Consider the following 15,887-nt stretch of genomic DNA (forward strand, 5'->3'; position numbering starts at 1 on the left):
ACCCGATGCCCCACATTGTCAAGGGTCGGTAATTTCATTTTCTAGCCACATCTATGTAGAAATATGTAAGCTCGCCAGGCCCTAAAGTGCCGGTCATGCGCGCTTTACCCCGGACAACTTGTGCCGCGTTCTCCGCGGCGGCCCTCACCGTCACCATCCTGGTGTCTCCCGCCGCGGCGGCCCCCGCCGGGCCCTGTGACACCCCGCCGGACCGGCAGATCGCCGAGGTTCAGGGGAGCGGCGACGCCACTCCGCTGGCCGGGCAGACCGTACGCGTCGAAGGCGTCGTCACCGGCGACTTCCAGCGCGGCGACCAGCTCAGCGGCTTCTTCCTGCAGGACCCGACCCCGGACTCCGACCCCGCGACCTCCGACGGGCTGTTCGCCTTCGCCCGCGACTCCCTCAAGGACGTCAAGGTCGGCGATCGCGTCCTGGTCACCGGCCGGGCGACGGAGTTCAACGGCTGGACCGAGCTGTCCCCGGTCACCGCCGTCGACGTGTGCGGCACCGGCTCGGTGGCCCCCCGGAGCTACCGGCTGCCCAGCGACCGGCTGGAAGCCGTCGAGAACGTGCTCCTCACCTTCCGCCAGTCGCTGACCGTCGGCGACCACTACAACCTGGGCCGCTTCGGCGAGGTCTCGGTCTCCTCCGGTGGCCGGCTGTTCCAGCCGACCGACCGCCCCGGCGTCGACGCCGCCTCGAACCAGCGGCGCTCGCTGCTCATCGACGACGGCTCCACCCGGCAGAACCCGGCCACCCTGCCGCCGATCGTCCGGGCCGGTGACACCGCCGTCGGCCTCACCGGAGTGCTCGGCTACGGCTTCGACCGCTACCGGCTGCAGCCCACCGAGCCCGTCAAGTACCTCAAGACCAACCCGCGACCGCCGCGGCCCGTCCCGGTGGCGGGCAACGTCAAGGTGGCCTCGTTCAACACGCTGAACTGGTTCACCACCCTCGGCTCGCGCGGCGCCACCACCGCCGAGGAGCAGCAGCGCCAGCTCACCAAGCTGGTGGCCGCGCTCAAGGGCCTCGACGCCGACGCGGTCGGGCTCATGGAGGTCGAGAACAACGGCCAGACTGCCCTGCAGGCGCTGGTCGACGCGGTCAACGCCGAAGTCGGCGCGGGTACGTACGCCGCGCTGAGCCACCCCTTCCCCGGCACCGACGCCATCCAGGTGGGCATCATCTACAAGCCGGGCAAGCTGACGCCAGTGGGCACCGCCCGGTCGTCGGAGGACCCGGTCTTCAGCCGGCCGCCGCTCCTCCAGACCTTCCGCAGGACGCGCGGCGGACAGCCGTTCACCATGGTCGTCAACCACCTCAAGTCCAAGGGCTCCTGCCCCTCCAGCGGCCCCGACACCGACCAGGGCGACGGCCAGGGCTGCTGGAACGCCACCCGCGTCCAGCAGGCCCAGGCGCTGCTCAAGCTCGTCAAGGACGTGCCCGGCCCGCTGGTGCTCGGCGACCTCAACGCCTACGGCGAGGAGGACCCCATCGACACGCTGGAGGCGGGCGGCATGACGAGCCTCACCAAGCGGTTCGTGCCGGCCCGGCAGCGCTACAGCTACCTGTTCGACGGGCTGGCGGGCGAGCTGGACCACATGTTCGCGGGCAGGCAGCTGCTCAAGCGCGTGACCAGCGCCGCGATCTGGCACCTCAACGCCGACGAGCCCCGCATCCTGGACTACAACACCGAGTTCAACCCGCCGGAGCTGTACAAGCCGGACGCCTACCGCTCCTCCGACCACGATCCGCTGGTGGTCGGGCTGAGCCTGCCGGGCCGCTGATCCGAGGGAGGCCGGGCCGCTGGGACGCGGCCCGGCCTCCCGCATGGAATGCTGGTGATGGGTACGTGGTTGTCAGGGTTGTCGCAACTACGGAAGACAGCGGACCGACGAAACGAGGAGCCACTTGTGGCGACCATCGAAGTAACCGAGAAGAACTTCAACGACATCGCCGACAAGGGGATCGTCCTGCTCGACTTCTGGGCGGAATGGTGTGGCCCCTGCAAGATGTTCGGCCCGATCTTCGAGAAGGCGTCGGAGGAGAACGAGGACATCACCTTCGGCAAGATCGACACCGACCAGGAGCAGGCGCTCGCCCAGGGCTTCGACATCAGGTCGATCCCGACGCTCATGGCCATCCGTGACGGCATCGTGGTCTTCTCCCAGCCGGGCGCCATCCCCGCGCCCGCGCTGACCGACCTCATCGGCCAGGTGCGCGCCCTCGACATGGACGAGATTAGGTCCGAGCTCGACAAGGAGCTGAAGAAGGCCCAGCAGGACTGACGACACACACGGAACAGCCCCGCCAGGTTTCCCGGGCGGGGCCGTCCTCTTGTCAGACGCTTTTCACGCTCTTCAGAGCTTGCGCCCGACTCCGGCGTAGCCGGGATTGCTCCTGATGCCGGTCTTCGGCCGCTCGTCGCCGGGCCGCCAGTCCTTCGGATAGACCAGGCCCGGCTCCAGCAGCTCGTAGCCTTCGAAGAAGCGCAGGATCTCCTCGTGCGTCCTGAGGTTCAGCGAGGCGGTGGCCTGGTTGTAGACCTGCAGAGCCTCCGGCGTGGTGTCCGGCTTCTCGTCGATGCCATGGCTGAGGATCAGGTGGCTCCCCGGCGCGCTGACGTCGCGCAGCTTCGCCACGATGTCGTACGCGCTGTCGTCCGGGATGAAGTGCAGGAGCGCGAGCATCATGAACGCCACCGGCCGGCCGAAGTCGATCATCGGCTCCAGGAGGGCGAGCAACTCCTCCGGCTTCCTGGCGTCCGCCTCCAGGAAGTCCACGTTCTGCCCCCTGGCCAGCAGGGCGCGGCCGTGGGTGCACACGACCGGGTCGTAGTCCACGTACACCACGCGGGCGCCGCCGGCGATCTCGTGCGTGTTGCCCTGGGTGGGCAGGCCCGCACCCAGGTCCACGATCTGGTCCACGCCGCTCGCGGTCACCGCCTGCACGGCCCGGCGCAGGAAACCGCGGTTCTGCTGAGCTGAGTCCTTGGTGTTGGGGAACAGCTTCATGATGCGCTCGGCCGCCTCGCGGTCGGCTGCGAAGTTGTCCTTACCATCAAGGTAATAGTCGTACATCCTCGCGACGTTGGGCACGCTCGAGTCGATGCCCTCAGGGGCGCTGTCCACCGCATACTCCCAAAATTTCGGCCTTTACCCGGTGATCATAGGAGATCACCGGGTTTGCCGGGTTCGGAATGCTTCAGTGGACCGCTGATTGTCAGCCGCGGTAAAGCTCGGCGACACGGAAGGCGAGATCCAGCGACTGACCGCGGTTGAGCCGCGGGTCGCAGGCCGTCTCGTAGCGCGTCGCCAGGTCACCCTCGACGATCTCGTGCCCGCCGCCGACGCACTCCGTCACGTCGTCGCCGGTGAACTCGATGTGGATGCCGCCCGGGTGGGTGCCGAGCGAGCGGTGCACCTCGAAGAAGCCGGCCACCTCGTCGAGCACGTCGTCGAGCCGCCGAGTCTTGTGCCCGCTCGGCGTCTCGAACGTGTTGCCGTGCATCGGGTCGCAGATCCAGGCGATCTGCGCGCCGGAGGCGGTGACCTCCTTGACCAGCGTCGGCAGGAACTCGCGGATCTTGGAGGAGCCCATCCGGGTGATGAACGTCAGCCGTCCCGGCACGTTGTCCGGGTTGAGCTTGTCGATCAGCGCCAGCGCCTCGTCGGGGGTGGTGGTCGGGCCGAGCTTGACGCCGATCGGGTTGCGGATGCGGGAGAAGAACTCCACGTGCGCCCCGTCGAGCTGGCGGGTGCGCTCGCCGATCCACACCATGTGCGCCGACACGTCGTACGGCAGGCCGGTGCGGGAGTCGACGCGGGTGAGCGCCTGGTCGTAGTCGAGGATCAGCGCCTCGTGCGAAGAGTAGTACTCCACCGAGTGGAACTCCTCGGGGTCCGCCCCGCACGCCCGCATGAACGCCAGCGCCTGGTCGATCTCCCTGGCGAGCTGCTCATAGCGGCGCCCGGCGGGGGACTCGGCGACGAAGTCCTGGTTCCAGGCGTGCACCTGGCGCAGATCGGCGTAGCCGCCCTTGGTGAAGGCCCGCGCCAGGTTGAGCGTCACGGCGGAGGAGTGGTAGGCCTTGAGCAGTCGCCACGGATCCGGGACGCGCGACTCGGGGGTGAAGTCGAAGCCGTTGACCATGTCGCCCCGGTAGGCGGGCAGCTCGATGCCGGCGCGCGTCTCGGTGTTCTTGGAGCGCGGCTTGGCGAACTGCCCGGCCAGGCGGCCGATCTTCACCACGGGCACCTTGCCCGCGTAGGTGAGGACGATCGCCATCTGCAGCAGCGTCTTGAGCTTGTTGCGCACATTGTCGGCGGTCGCTCCGGCGAACGTCTCGGCGCAGTCGCCGCCCTGCAGCACGAACGCCTCACCACGGACGACGGCCGCCAGCTGGTCCTTGAGCTGGTCGCACTCTCCGGCGAAGACCAGCGGCGGCAGGCCGCCGAGTTCGGTGACGACCTTCTGGAGCTCCGCGCGGTCGGGCCAGTCAGGTTGCTGGGCCGCCGGGAGGGCTCGCCAGGAATCGAGATTCAGCGAATTGCTCTGTGCGCTCACGACATACGAGGGTATTCCACTGGGTCATCATCACCGACCGCAATGTCCACGTTGTGAGAAGGCCGTCCCGCCGACGGCGGCACGACCACGTGCTCCGGCCGGACGCCGAGGCCGATGAAACGGCGGGTCACGCGGTTGAGCAGCGGGACCCGGGCCAGGTCGGGCCGGAACCGCGGCGGCTTGAACTGCTTCTTCAGCGCGGGGCGGATCAGCCTGTCCTGCACCACCCGCTGGGCCGCCTGCGTCACCCTGGTCGGCAGCATGCGGCGCTTCTGCAGCAGGTGGAGCGTGGACTCCGGGATCGGGGCCCCGGAGCGCAGCGAGCCCGCCAGCAGGTTGGCCGTGGCCACCGCGTCCTGCACCGCCAGGTTGATGCCGACGCCGAAGACCGGCGACATGGCGTGCGCCGCGTCGCCGATGCACAGGAAGCCGGGCCGATGCCAGCGGCGCAGCCGGTTCAGCGCGACCCTGAGCATGCTGATGTCGTCGTAGTCGCGGACCTGCCCGACCCTGTCGCCGAGGAAGGGCAGCAGCCTCGACACCGGCTCCCGGAACGCCTCGATGCCCTGGCTCCTCAGCCGGTCGAAGCCGCCCTTGGGGATCGCGTAGGCGAGCTGCCAGTAGCTCTCGCGGTTGATCGCGACCATCAGGTGGCCGCTGGAGACACGCAGGAACGTGTTCTCCGGATCGGTGTCCTCGCGCGGCATCCGGAACCACAGCACGTCCATCGGCGCGCCGAGCTCCTCGGGCACCAGCCCCGCGCGCTCGCGCAGCACCGAGCCGCGGCCGTCGGCGGCCACGGTCAGGTCCGCCCTGAGCTCGTGCTCGCCGGACGCGTCCCGGTAGCGCAGCCCGCGCACCGCGCCGCCCTCCCGGATGAGGTCGTACGCCTCCGCCTCCATCAGGAGGTGGAAGTTCGGGTAGGCGGCGGCCTTGGCCGTGATGAGGTCGAGGAAGTCCCACTGGGGGACGAACGCGACGTAGTTGTACGGCCCCGGCAGCTGCCGCAGGCTCGTCAGCCGCATCGGCCCCGCGTCCGTGATGAGGCTGAGCTCGTACGCCTTGCGGTGCGGAAGCTTCAGGAAGTCGTCGGCCAGGCCGAGCTCGTCGAGCACCTGCAGCGTCGACGGGTGGATCGTGTCGCCTCTGAAGTCACGCAGGAAGTCGGCGTGCTTCTCCAGCAGCGTCACCTCGACGCCGCTCCTGGCCAGAATGAGTGCGAGCACCGCGCCCGCCGGGCCTCCGCCCGCGATTACACATGTCATAATTCATCACCTGATGAGATTGTGTCATCTCCCACGGAAATTGCAAGTACCGCATCCGGAGAGGTCCGAACACCGAATCAACCGCGAACGCCCGGCTCACCACGAGCGGCCGGGGCCGGCGGACCAGGGAGCGGACATGAACGACAACCCCCACCCCCTCCCCGACCCCCACCCCACCGCCACCGGACCCGACGGCGTGCACGCCACAGCCGCCGGGCCTATCGGCGCGGACGACACCTTCGCTGGGCCCCACGATATGAACGACACCTGCGCTGAGGCCACTGATGTGAACGAGCTCCACAGCCTTGCCGGGGCCTACGCCGTGCACGCCCTGCCACCTGTCGACGTCGCGTCCTACGAGGAGCACCTTTCGGCTTGCCCGGCATGTCCGGCCGAGGTGCACCGACTGCGCGAAAGCGCCGCCCGGCTCGCCCTCACCGCCGCCACCACCCCACCCGCACGCCTCCGCCCCCGCATCCTGGCCGCCGCCCACCTGGTACGACCACCCCGCAGCGACGTCGGCATCCCCGTGGTGCGAGCGCCCACCGGTGACGCCGCTGCCCGGACGGTGACGGAGTGGGACGCCACCTTCGCGTACGTTCCAGGCTCCCAGCCACCCCGGACCTCACCCACCACCGGCACGGCGGGAGGCCCGCCGCCGCCCCAAGCTTCGTCCGAGGTCGCGGATGCGACCGGCTCACCGTCCGGGGCTGTGGGTGGAGGTATGACCGTGGCGGGTGTGCCGTTCCGTGGGTGGGATGGCCGACCCGAGCCCGATGCCGGACAGGTCGACGTGCCTTCTCTGCGTCGCAGGTGGCGGGGGAAGGCGATGGCCGGGGTCGCGGCGGTGTCGGTGGCGGCGGCGGTCGCGCTGGGGGTGCTGGGTTTCGACGCCCGCCGGGATCTGGGGGAGTTGCGGGCGCGCGACGCGGCCATCGCCGCCGTGCTCGCCGCGCCCGACGCGCAGACGGTACGGCAACCGGTGACGGCGGGCGGCACCGCCGTCTTCGTGGTCTCCCGCGAGCAGGGCCGCATGCTCTTCACTACGTCCGACCTGCCCGAACTCCCGGCGGCCGGCGCCTACCAGCTGTGGCTGATGGGCCCGGACGGCGCGCGCCCGGCGGGCTTCGTCAACCGGCGCGAGGACGGTCTCACCGCCCCCGTCCTGGCCCGGCCGCTCCCCGACGACGCGCACGTCGGGCTGACGATCGAGCCCGCCGGCGGCTCCGATCAGCCAACGACCCACCCCATCCTGCTGGCCGAACTGCCCAGGGCGTGAGCCGGCCTGCCGGCCCGGTTGCTCCGAGCGTGCGCTCGAGGGGCTCGCAGCGTATGGCGCCTGTCCGGTCTTCGCCGTCGGCTTGTGAGGCTCCGCAGTGCTAGTACTTCTCACTTCGGGCCAAGTGGACGACCTGCTCCGTTTGCCGCGCTACGGTGACCGTGAGTGGAGCGGCGAGCGCGCCTGATCGGGGCACGGTACGCCCGCCCAGCGCGATGGAGGATCCATGAAATACCGAGGACCGCTTCCAATGCGGACGGTGAATCGTGTCAACACCTGCGTGGGCGCGTTGCGCATGTCGCCACGCTGGGGCCGCCTGGCGAGCCGGCATCTCACGATCGTCACCTACACCGGACGACGCTCGGGACGCACCTTCAGCACGCCCGTCGGCTACCGGCGCGCGGACGGCGTCGTCACGATCGGTGTCCGCATGCCCGAGGCCAAGAACTGGTGGCGCAACTTCACCGGCGAGGGCGGCCCGATCTCGCTTCACCTGGACGGGGTCGACCAGCCGGGACACGCGGTCGCCCGGCGTGACGAGAAGGGCCGCGTCACCGTCACCGTGCGTCTGGACCGCTGACCCGGCGTCAACAGGGCTAGCCGGCCGGCTGGGCGAGCCGTGCCAGGCGGTCCAGGACGCCGGCGAGTGAGGGGATGGCCCGGTCGCGGATCCGCGCGTACTCCGACTCCGGATACTGCCGGGGCCCGTTCTCCACCAGCAGGATCAGGTAGAGGTAGGCGTGGTAGAGGTCGAGCCGGACTCGCGCGGCCGGGGTGAGGTTCACCGGGGTCACCTCACGGTAGCCCGCGAGCAGCGGATCGTCCTCGCGCAGCTCGCCGAAGATGGTCGGCGTGGCGAACTCGGCCAGCGGATCGCCCCAGAAGGCCCGTTCGTGGTCGATGATCGCCTGTATCTTGGGCGTTCCCGTCAGGTCCAGGAACACGTTGCCCGGCCAGATGTCGAAGTGGACCAGGTGCGGGGTGGTCACCTCGTCCAGCGCGGGCGCGGCCGCCGCCAGCACGGCGCGGATCCGCGCCGCCGGGGCCGGCAGCGGCGCCGGGTAGCGCACGGTGTCGCCGAGCAGCGCGTCGACCATGGCGAGGTACGCCTGCCGCCAGGTGGAGCCGGTGATCCCCGCGTGCGGATAGCCGAACACCTCGCCGGTCACCGCGTTGAGCCGGGCCAGGAGCCGGCCCAGCTCGTGGCGCAGCCCGTCCTCGGCGTCGGGCTTGACGGCGTTCCAGGAGACGCCGTCCAGCGCGCCGAGCATCAGGTAGTCGCCGCCCAGCACCGGATCGTCGAACCCGGCGCACAACAGCCGGGCCACCGGCACCCCTGCTCCCGCCGCCAGCTCGTAGGCCGACGCCTCCATCCGCAGCAGGTTGCGCTCGTAACTGAGCTGGTCCAGCTCGGGCGGCGGCGACAGCTTGCACACCACGTCGCGGCCGTCGTCCAGGCGCAGCCGCCAGACCGCGTTGGCGTAGCCGTCGGTCAGCTCGGTGTGCTCGGCAACCCCCGCGCCGAGGGCGCGGCGGGAGAGCGCGTCGAGCTCGGCGGGGGATAAACGACGTTTCGTCCTGCTGTTCACGAGATCTGATTGTGCGGCCGGGCAGCGCCGGACGTCCAGGTCACGCGGACTCGCGGTGCACCAGGTGGGTGTCGAGGATCATCACCGGCTGGCGCAGCTCCTCGCCGTGGATCCGGGCCACCAGCAGCAGCGCCATCTGGCGGCCCATCGCCTCGGTCGGCTGGTGGACCGTCGTCAGCGGCGGATCGGCGTGCAGCGCCGCCTTCGAGTCGTCGAAGCCGATCACCGCCACGTCCTCGGGGATGGCCCTGCCCGCGGCCTTGAGCACCCGCATCGCGCCCAGCGCCATCGGGTCGGAGGCGGCGAACACCGCGTCGAGGTCGGGATGCGCGGCCAGCAGCTCGGTCATCGCCGACGCGCCGCTCTCCTCGGAGAAGTCGCCGTAGGCCACCAGCTCGGGCCGGCCGGTGGGCAGCACCGCGTCGCGGTAGCCCGACAGCCGGTCCACGCCCACGCCCATGTCCTGCGGGCCGGCGATGGCGGCGATCTTGGAACGGCCGAGGCCCAGCAGGTGCTTGACCGCCTGCCGGGCCCCTGCCCTGTTGTCCATGTCCACGTAGCTGTAGGGGGTGAGGCCGATGGGCCTGCCGCCCAGCACGGTCGGCACGCCCATCGCCTCCAGCCTGCGCGGCAGCGGGTCGGCGCCGTGCAGCGACAGCAGCAGCACGCCGTCGACGTGCTGCCCCGTCAGGTAGTGCTCCAGCCTGACGTGCTCCTCGGGGGAACGTGCCATGGCCAGGATCAGCTGCAGGCCCGTCTCCGTCAGCGCCGAGCCGATGCCCCGGATGGTGCCGGCGAAGTAGGGCTCGTCGAACACCCGCAACTCCGACTCCGACACCACCAGGGCGACGGTGTCGGTGCGCCGGGTGACCAGCGCCCGCGCCGCCCTGTTGGGGACGTAGCCCAGCTCCTTGATCGCCTGCTGCACGGCCTCGCGGGCCCGTTCGCTGACGTTCGGTGAGCCGTTGATGACTCTCGACACGGTGCCCCGGCCCACGCCGGCCCGAGCTGCCACTGCCTCAAGAGTCGGTCGGTTCATGGGGCCTATTCTGCCGGATGATCTCGGCGTACCAGAGCGCGCTGTCCTTGAGCCGGCGTCGCTGGGTCTCGTAGTCGACGTGCACCAGCCCGAAACGCTTGCCGTACCCCCAGGCCCACTCGAAGTTGTCCATCAGCGACCAGGCGAAGTAACCCTCCAGCGGCACCCCGGAGTCGATCGCCTCCTTGCAGGCGCGCAGGTGGGCCTCAAGGTAGGCGCACCGCTCGGCGTCGTGCACCCGGTCGCCCTCCAGGACGTCGTCGAAGGCGGCGCCGTTCTCCGAGACCACCAGCGCGACCGGCGGGTACTCGCGCGCCACCATCCGCAGCACCTCGAGCAGGCCGCTCTCGTCGATCTCCCAGCCCATCGAGGTGACCGGCCGGCCGCCGTTGACGAACGACACATGCTCGCTGCCGACCCACGGCGAGGCCGTCTCGACCGGCGCGGCCGCCGCGGACGCCTTGCCGCCGCCGGACGAGCCGGAGACGGTGAAGCGGCTGTAGTAGTTCACCAGCAGCAGGTCGATCGGCGCGTTGATGGTCTTGAGGTCGCCGTCCTCGATGAACGACAGGTCCATCGCCAGGTCGTCGAGCACGTCCTGCGGATAGCGGCCGGTCAGCAGCGCGTCCAGGAAGAACCGGTTCTGCAGCCCGTCGATGCGGCGCGCCGCGTCCAGGTCCTGTTCGCTCGGGCCGGCCGGGGTGATCGCGTACAGGTTGACGCAGCCCCCCACCCGCCGCGCGCCCATGGACTGTACGGCCAGGCCATGGGCGAGGTTCAAGTGGTGCGCGGCCCGGATCGCGTTCTCGGGCTCGCGGCGTCCCGGAGCGTGCTCACCCGAGGCGTAACCCAGAAAGGCCGCGCACCACGGCTCATTGACGGTGCCCCATGTGTGCACCCTGTCGTGCAGCGCCTCGTGCACCGCCGCCGCGTAGTCGGCGAAGCGCAGCGCGGTGTCCCTGTTGGGCCAGCCGCCGGCGTCCTCCAGAGCCTGCGGCAGATCCCAGTGGTAGAGGGTCAGCCACGGGTCGATGCCGTGCGAGAGGAGCTCGTCGGTGAGGCGCTTGTAGAAGTCGAGCCCCTTCTGATTGATCTGTCCAGATCCGTCCGGCTGGATGCGCGGCCAGGACACCGAGAAGCGGTAGGCGCTCAGGCCCAGGTCCGCCATGATCCGGACGTCGTCCCGGTATCGGTGGTAGTGGTCGATGGTCACGTCCGCGTGCTCGCCGCCGACCACCCTGCCGGGGGTTCTGGTGAAGGTGTCCCAGATCGAGGTGCCGCGGCCGTCGGCCGCCACCGCCCCCTCGATCTGGTAGGCCGAGGTGGCCGCACCCCAGGAGAATCCGGTAGGGAAGCGCAGCTGGGAGCGGGTCTGCTCCTCCTGAGTCGTCACGCCTTGACCGCACCTTCCATCAGTCCGCCGACGATCTGGCGGCCGAATAGGACGAAAACCACGAACAGTGGGATGACCGAGGCGGCGGTGCCGGTGTACAGCATCACGTAGTCGGTGCCATGGGCCTGGTTGAGCGCCGCGATCGACGTCTGCACCACCGGGTTCTCCGGCAGCAGCACGATCAGCGGCCACATGAACTCGTTCCACGTCTGCATGAACACCAGCAGGGCGAGCACCGCCATGCCGGGCCGCAGCGCGGGCAGGATGACCATCCGGTAGATGCCCATCGTGGTGGCGCCGTCCACCCTGGCGGCCTCCACCAGCTCGTCGGGCACCGCCTGCGAGGCGTACTGCGTCATCATGAACACGCCGAACCCGTTCACCAGGAACGGCAGGATCACCGCCTGCAGCTGGCCGGTCCAGCCCAGCGTCACCATGAGTTCGTACAGCGGCACGACGCCCATCTGCTGCAGCGGCACCATCATCGTGACCAGGATCAGCCCCAGCATGATCTTGGAGCCGCGGAAGCGCAGCTTGGAGAAGGCGAAGCCGGCCAGCGTCGAGATGAGCACCACCGACACGGTGACCGTGACCGACACGATCGCCGAGTTGATCAGACCCGTGACGAAGTACGCGTCCTCGGTCGCCAGCAGTCGCCGGACGTTCTCGCCGAGCTCACCGCCGGGGAGCAGCGGCGGCGGCACGTCGAGGGCCTCCTCGTTGCTCCGGGTGGCCATGATGAACATGTAGTAGATGGGGAACGCCGACAACAGCAGTGCCAGCGCCAGCACGACCTTTGTGAGAGCCCCTGCGTCCCACATGCGGTTTCCGGACTGGACGGTCGTCATCGCGAACCCCCGATTCGACGTGTGAACCAGTAGTTGGCCGCGGTCCCGATCAGGATCAGCACGAACAGCAGCCAGGCGGCCGCCGAGGCGTAGCCCATCTCGTAATTGCGGAAGGCGGCCTCGACCACGAACATCGCCACCGTCTGGTACTGGCCGGTGGTGCCGCCCGTCATCTGCGGGTTGCCCTCGAACATCACCGGTTCGGTGAACAGCGTCAGGCCGCCGATGGTGGAGATGAAGACGACGAACACGATGGTGGGCCGCAGCATCGGGATCGTGATCTTCCAGAACTGGGTGCGGGCCGACGCGCCGTCGAGCGCCGCCGCCTCATAGAGATCCTTGGGGATCGTCTGCATGGCGGCCAGCAGGATGATGGCGTTGTAGCCGGTCCACCGCCAGTCGATCATGGTGGAGATCGCGATCCAGGACGACCACTTCTCGTTCTGCCAGGCGATCGGCTCGATGCCCACCAGGCCGAGCATCCAGTTGAACAGGCCGTAGTCGCGGGCGAAGAGCCCGCTGAAGATGACCGCCACCGCGACGACCGAGGTCACCAGCGGCAGCAGCACGCCCAGGCGCAGGAGCAGCCTGCCCCGCAGTCGCTTGTTCAGCGCGTTGGCCAGCATCAGCGCCAGCACGATCTGAGGGACGGTCGACATGACGAAGATGCCGACCGTGTTGATCACCGCGTTCCAGAACTCGGCGTCCACGATGAGCTCGGCGTAGTTCGCCAGGCCGGTGAAGCTCTTGTCCCCGGCCAGCTCCCAGTCGTGCAGGGAGAGCCAGAGCGTGTAGCCGAGCGGGAAGAGCCCGAAGATCGCAAAAAGCAGGAAATATGGTGACACCAGGAGATAGGGCACACCCCTGAGGTCGAAGCGCGCCATCCGCCGCTGCGGCGGTGTCCGCTTCCGGTGCGCCTGCCGCGGGGCGGGCGCCAGTTGGAGAGTCATGGAAGCCTTTCGAGCCAGGTCGGGAGGAGGTGGCGCCTTCCCAGGGGGAAGAGGGAGGCGCCACCCGTTCCTGAGGGCGGCGAGGGGTCAGCCCGCTGCCTTGACGCCCGCGGCCGTGAACTTGGACCAGGCCTCTTCGTAGGTAACCGCGCCTTGGTCCATGCCTTCGAGCACCTTCTCCACCGACGTCTTCACCTGAGCGTGCTTCTCGCCCAGGAACACCGGCTGCAGGTCCTTCACCGAGGCGGCGAAGATCTCACCGGTCGGCACGTCGTTGAAGTACTCGTTCTTCAGCCCGGCCACCTCAGGGTCCTGCTGGGCGGGGATGGAGCTCGGGAAGGCGCCCGCCTCCTTGAAGGCCGCGACGTGGCCGTCCTTGCCCGTGAGGTAGTTCAGCACCTGGGCGGCTTCCTTCGGGTGCTTGGTCTGCTTGGGGACGGCCAGCCAGGAGCCGCCCCAGTTGCCGGTGCCGCCGGGCACGGCGGCCACGTCCCAGTTGCCCTTGTTGCTCTCACCGGCCGCGCCGGAGATGACGCCGAGCATCCACGCCGGGCAGCCCATGGTGGCGAAGTCGCCGGCCTTGATGGCCTTGGTCCACGGCGGGGAGAAGGCCTGCAGCTTGGCCGTCAGCCCTTCCTTGCTGAACCGCTGCACCCAGTCGAAGGAGGTCTTGACGGCCGGGTTGGTCTCGAGGACGAGCTGGTTGCTCTTGTCGAAGTAGGAGACGTTGCCGTTCTTCGGCGCCTCCTGCGCCAGGATCACGTTGTAGATGGTGTTGGGGCCGTCCATCCACTTGGCGTCCTTGTTGGCCGCCTGGAACTTCTTGCCTGCCTCGAGGTAGGCGTCCCAGTCCGGCCACAGCTTGCCGACCTCCTCGCGGTCGGTGGGCAGGCCGGCCTTCTCGAACAGGTCCTTGCGGTAGCACATCGTCATGCCGCCGATGTCGGTGCCGAGCGCGAACAGCTTGCCGTCGGCGTTGACGCCCGCCTCCCACTTGGCGGCGGGGAAGTCCGCCTTGCGGTCCTGCAGGCCGTGCTCACCGAGGTCGGTGAAGAACTGCGGCCGGGCGGCCATGAGGCCCATCGCGCCCTCGTCGATGCCGACGATGTCGCCGGCGCCGCTGCCGGCCTGCAGGCGCTGCAGCAGCTGCGGCAGGTAGACGTCCTCGAACCTGTCGGTCAGGTTGGAGTACTTGACCTGGATGTTCGGGTGCTCGGCGTTCCATTTCTTGACGGCTTCGTCATAGCCGAAGTTCTCGCCGGCGCCGAAGGTGTGCACGTTGATCGTGACCGGTTCGGCCGCCGCCGTCGCGCCGGCCGAGGACGACGGCGTCGTCTCGCCACCGCACGCGGCCGTCATGGCGGCCAGCGCGGTGACCAGGACACCGGTCACGACGGAGCGCTTGTGGTTCGTCATTCCGTACCCCTTTTGGGTGTGGATCGTGGGAGGTGCAATCGCGACAGTCCCGCGATAGGAGGTCCTTTGGGAGCGCTCCCACAAGAGTGCCCGTACGGCGTGCGGGCGTCAACGTCCCGAAACTCAACCGTTACCTGTGGGCTAGTTTGGGCCCCCAGAAAGGGATTTTTCAGGCTATAGGCCCCATAAGGCCCTTTGGGAGCGCTCCCATCTCAACCGCACCGATTGTGCACCAGGGCGGGTCAGTCAGGCTCTCGCGGGGGCGAAAACGGCGGCACTCAACCGCAGCCGGCGGCGCGCTCCTTCAGCAGCTCACGCTCGCGCTCGTTGCGGGTCAGGCCGGCCGCCCGCTCGAACTCGGCGCGGGCCTCAGCCAGGCGCCCCACCTTGGCCAGCAGATCACCTCGTACGCTCGGCAGCAGGTGATAGCCCTTCAGCGCCGGATCGTCCACGATCTGCTCCACCAGCGCCAGCCCTGCGGCGGGACCGTAGGCCATGCTCAGCGCCACCGCGCGATTGAGCTCGACCACCGGCGAGCGCGAGATCCTCGCCAGCGACTCGTACAGCGCCGCGATGCGTGCCCAGTCGGTCTCCTCGGCGGTGAGCGCCCGCGCGTGGCAGGCGGCGATGGCGGCCTGCAGCGCGTACGGGCCCAGCTCGCCGCCGAGCTCCTCGGCCCGTCCGAGCGCGGTGAGGCCGCGCCCGATGAGCAGCCGGTCCCAGCGGGCCCGGTCCTGCTCCAGCAGCAGCACCGGCTCGCCGGCCGGGCCCACCCGCGCGGCCGAGCGCGAGGCCTGGATCTCCATCAGCGCCACCAGCCCGTGCACCTCGGGCTCCTTCGGCATCAGGCCGGCCAGCACCCGGCCGAGCCGCAACGCGTCCGCGCAGAGGCCGGGCCGCATCCAGTCGTCGCCGGCCGTCGCGGCATAGCCCTCGTTGAAGATCAGGTAGATGACCTCCAGCACCGACGAGAGCCGGCCGCCGAGCTCGTCGCCCTGCGGCACCTCGAACGGCACCCGCTGGGCGGCCAGGGTCCGCTTGGCCCGCACGATGCGCTGCGCGAGCGTCGGCTCCGGCACCAGGAACGCGCGGGCGATCTCCTCGGTGGACAGCCCGCCGAGCACCCGGAGCGTGAGCGCCACCCTGGCCTCGGTGGACAGCACCGGATGGCACGCGGTGAACACCAGCCGCAGCAGGTCGTCCTCGATCTCGCCGGCCTCGGGCAGGTGGTCCTCGTCGGCGAGCTCCGCCAGCTCCGCGCGGCCGATCTCGATCAGCTTGCGCTCGAACCGCTCCGCGCGGCGGATCATGTCGATGGCCCGCCGTTTGGACACGGTCATGAGCCAGGCGCCCGGGTTCTTCGGCACCCCGGACTCCGGCCACTGCTCCAGCGCCGCGACCAGCGCGTCCTGCGCCAGCTCCTCCGCGAGCCCGATGTCGCGCACCAGCCGGGTCAGCCCGGCGATGAGCCTGGCGGCCTCGATCCGCCACACCGCCTCGATCGCCTGATGGGTCTGAGAAGCGGTCATCGGCCTATGACAA

Annotated in this window: 14 protein-coding genes; 4 read left to right on the forward strand and 10 right to left on the reverse strand. The window is 69.5% G+C overall.

Annotation, left to right across the window (positions count from 1 at the left end):
* The first annotated feature begins 95 nt into the window (after window positions 1-95).
* Together ACTMTF_RS03575 and trxA are read left to right on the forward strand one after the other, a co-directional pair.
* Entirely contained in the window at window positions 96-1,787 is a 1,692-nt protein-coding gene (locus ACTMTF_RS03575; RefSeq protein WP_441109192.1) for an ExeM/NucH family extracellular endonuclease, read from the forward strand.
* A gap of 126 nt (window positions 1,788-1,913) precedes the next feature.
* Window positions 1,914-2,288, forward strand: coding sequence for a thioredoxin (gene trxA, locus ACTMTF_RS03580; RefSeq protein WP_441109193.1), 375 nt, complete (start codon window positions 1,914-1,916; stop codon window positions 2,286-2,288).
* A 72-nt stretch (window positions 2,289-2,360) separates the two neighbouring features.
* Here the strand turns inward: trxA and ACTMTF_RS03585 are convergent, their stop codons facing one another.
* The 3 genes from ACTMTF_RS03585 to ACTMTF_RS03595 form a co-directional block, all read right to left on the reverse strand.
* A complete protein-coding gene (locus ACTMTF_RS03585) occupies window positions 2,361-3,131 on the reverse strand; it encodes an SAM-dependent methyltransferase (protein WP_441109194.1) in 771 nt (256 codons plus the stop codon).
* Window positions 3,132-3,222: 91 nt separating this feature from the next.
* Complete coding sequence (locus ACTMTF_RS03590) at window positions 3,223-4,566, reverse strand: class II 3-deoxy-7-phosphoheptulonate synthase (protein WP_441109195.1); 1,344 nt, start codon at window positions 4,564-4,566, stop codon at window positions 3,223-3,225.
* The gene (locus ACTMTF_RS03595) at window positions 4,563-5,831 is read right to left on the reverse strand and encodes an FAD-dependent oxidoreductase (protein WP_441109196.1); all 1,269 of its coding nucleotides are present in this window, start codon (window positions 5,829-5,831) and stop codon (window positions 4,563-4,565) included. Before ACTMTF_RS03595 ends, ACTMTF_RS03590 begins: the two co-directional genes overlap by 4 nt.
* 136 nt (window positions 5,832-5,967) lie before the next feature.
* On the opposite strand from ACTMTF_RS03595, the gene ACTMTF_RS03600 reads away from it, so the two are divergent.
* Together ACTMTF_RS03600 and ACTMTF_RS03605 are read left to right on the forward strand one after the other, a co-directional pair.
* Window positions 5,968-7,110, forward strand: a complete 1,143-nt coding sequence (locus ACTMTF_RS03600; RefSeq protein ID WP_441109197.1) for an anti-sigma factor — start codon at window positions 5,968-5,970, stop codon at window positions 7,108-7,110.
* A 259-nt stretch (window positions 7,111-7,369) separates the two neighbouring features.
* Window positions 7,370-7,690: a hypothetical protein gene (locus ACTMTF_RS03605; protein ID WP_441109198.1), complete on the forward strand. Its 321-nt coding sequence runs from the start codon at window positions 7,370-7,372 to the stop codon at window positions 7,688-7,690.
* A gap of 16 nt (window positions 7,691-7,706) precedes the next feature.
* Here ACTMTF_RS03605 and ACTMTF_RS03610 read toward each other — a convergent pair whose 3' ends face one another.
* From ACTMTF_RS03610 to ACTMTF_RS03640, 7 genes are all read right to left on the reverse strand, one after another.
* On the reverse strand, window positions 7,707-8,699 hold the full coding sequence (locus ACTMTF_RS03610) for a phosphotransferase family protein (protein ID WP_441109199.1): 993 nt from the start codon (window positions 8,697-8,699) through the stop codon (window positions 7,707-7,709).
* A 40-nt stretch (window positions 8,700-8,739) separates the two neighbouring features.
* Window positions 8,740-9,738 carry a LacI family DNA-binding transcriptional regulator gene (locus ACTMTF_RS03615; RefSeq protein WP_441109200.1) on the reverse strand — a complete coding sequence of 333 codons (999 nt, stop codon included), beginning with the start codon at window positions 9,736-9,738 and terminating at the stop codon, window positions 8,740-8,742.
* Window positions 9,719-11,131: a GH1 family beta-glucosidase gene (locus ACTMTF_RS03620; protein ID WP_441109201.1), complete on the reverse strand. Its 1,413-nt coding sequence runs from the start codon at window positions 11,129-11,131 to the stop codon at window positions 9,719-9,721. The genes ACTMTF_RS03615 and ACTMTF_RS03620 overlap by 20 nt, the downstream gene beginning before the upstream one ends.
* The gene (locus ACTMTF_RS03625; protein WP_397000232.1) at window positions 11,128-11,979 is read right to left on the reverse strand and encodes a carbohydrate ABC transporter permease; all 852 of its coding nucleotides are present in this window, start codon (window positions 11,977-11,979) and stop codon (window positions 11,128-11,130) included. The genes ACTMTF_RS03620 and ACTMTF_RS03625 overlap by 4 nt, the downstream gene beginning before the upstream one ends.
* Entirely contained in the window at window positions 11,976-12,929 is a 954-nt protein-coding gene (locus ACTMTF_RS03630; RefSeq protein WP_441109202.1) for a carbohydrate ABC transporter permease, read from the reverse strand. Before ACTMTF_RS03630 ends, ACTMTF_RS03625 begins: the two co-directional genes overlap by 4 nt.
* Window positions 12,930-13,016: 87 nt before the next feature.
* Window positions 13,017-14,345, reverse strand: a complete 1,329-nt coding sequence (locus ACTMTF_RS03635; RefSeq protein WP_397000228.1) for an ABC transporter substrate-binding protein — start codon at window positions 14,343-14,345, stop codon at window positions 13,017-13,019.
* 278 nt (window positions 14,346-14,623) lie between these two features.
* A complete protein-coding gene (locus ACTMTF_RS03640; RefSeq protein ID WP_441109203.1) occupies window positions 14,624-15,874 on the reverse strand; it encodes an RNA polymerase sigma factor in 1,251 nt (416 codons plus the stop codon).
* Between the last annotated feature and the right edge of the window lie 13 nt (window positions 15,875-15,887).

Source organism: Nonomuraea sp. ZG12, assembly GCF_052068115.1.
GTDB lineage: Bacteria > Actinomycetota > Actinomycetes > Streptosporangiales > Streptosporangiaceae > Nonomuraea.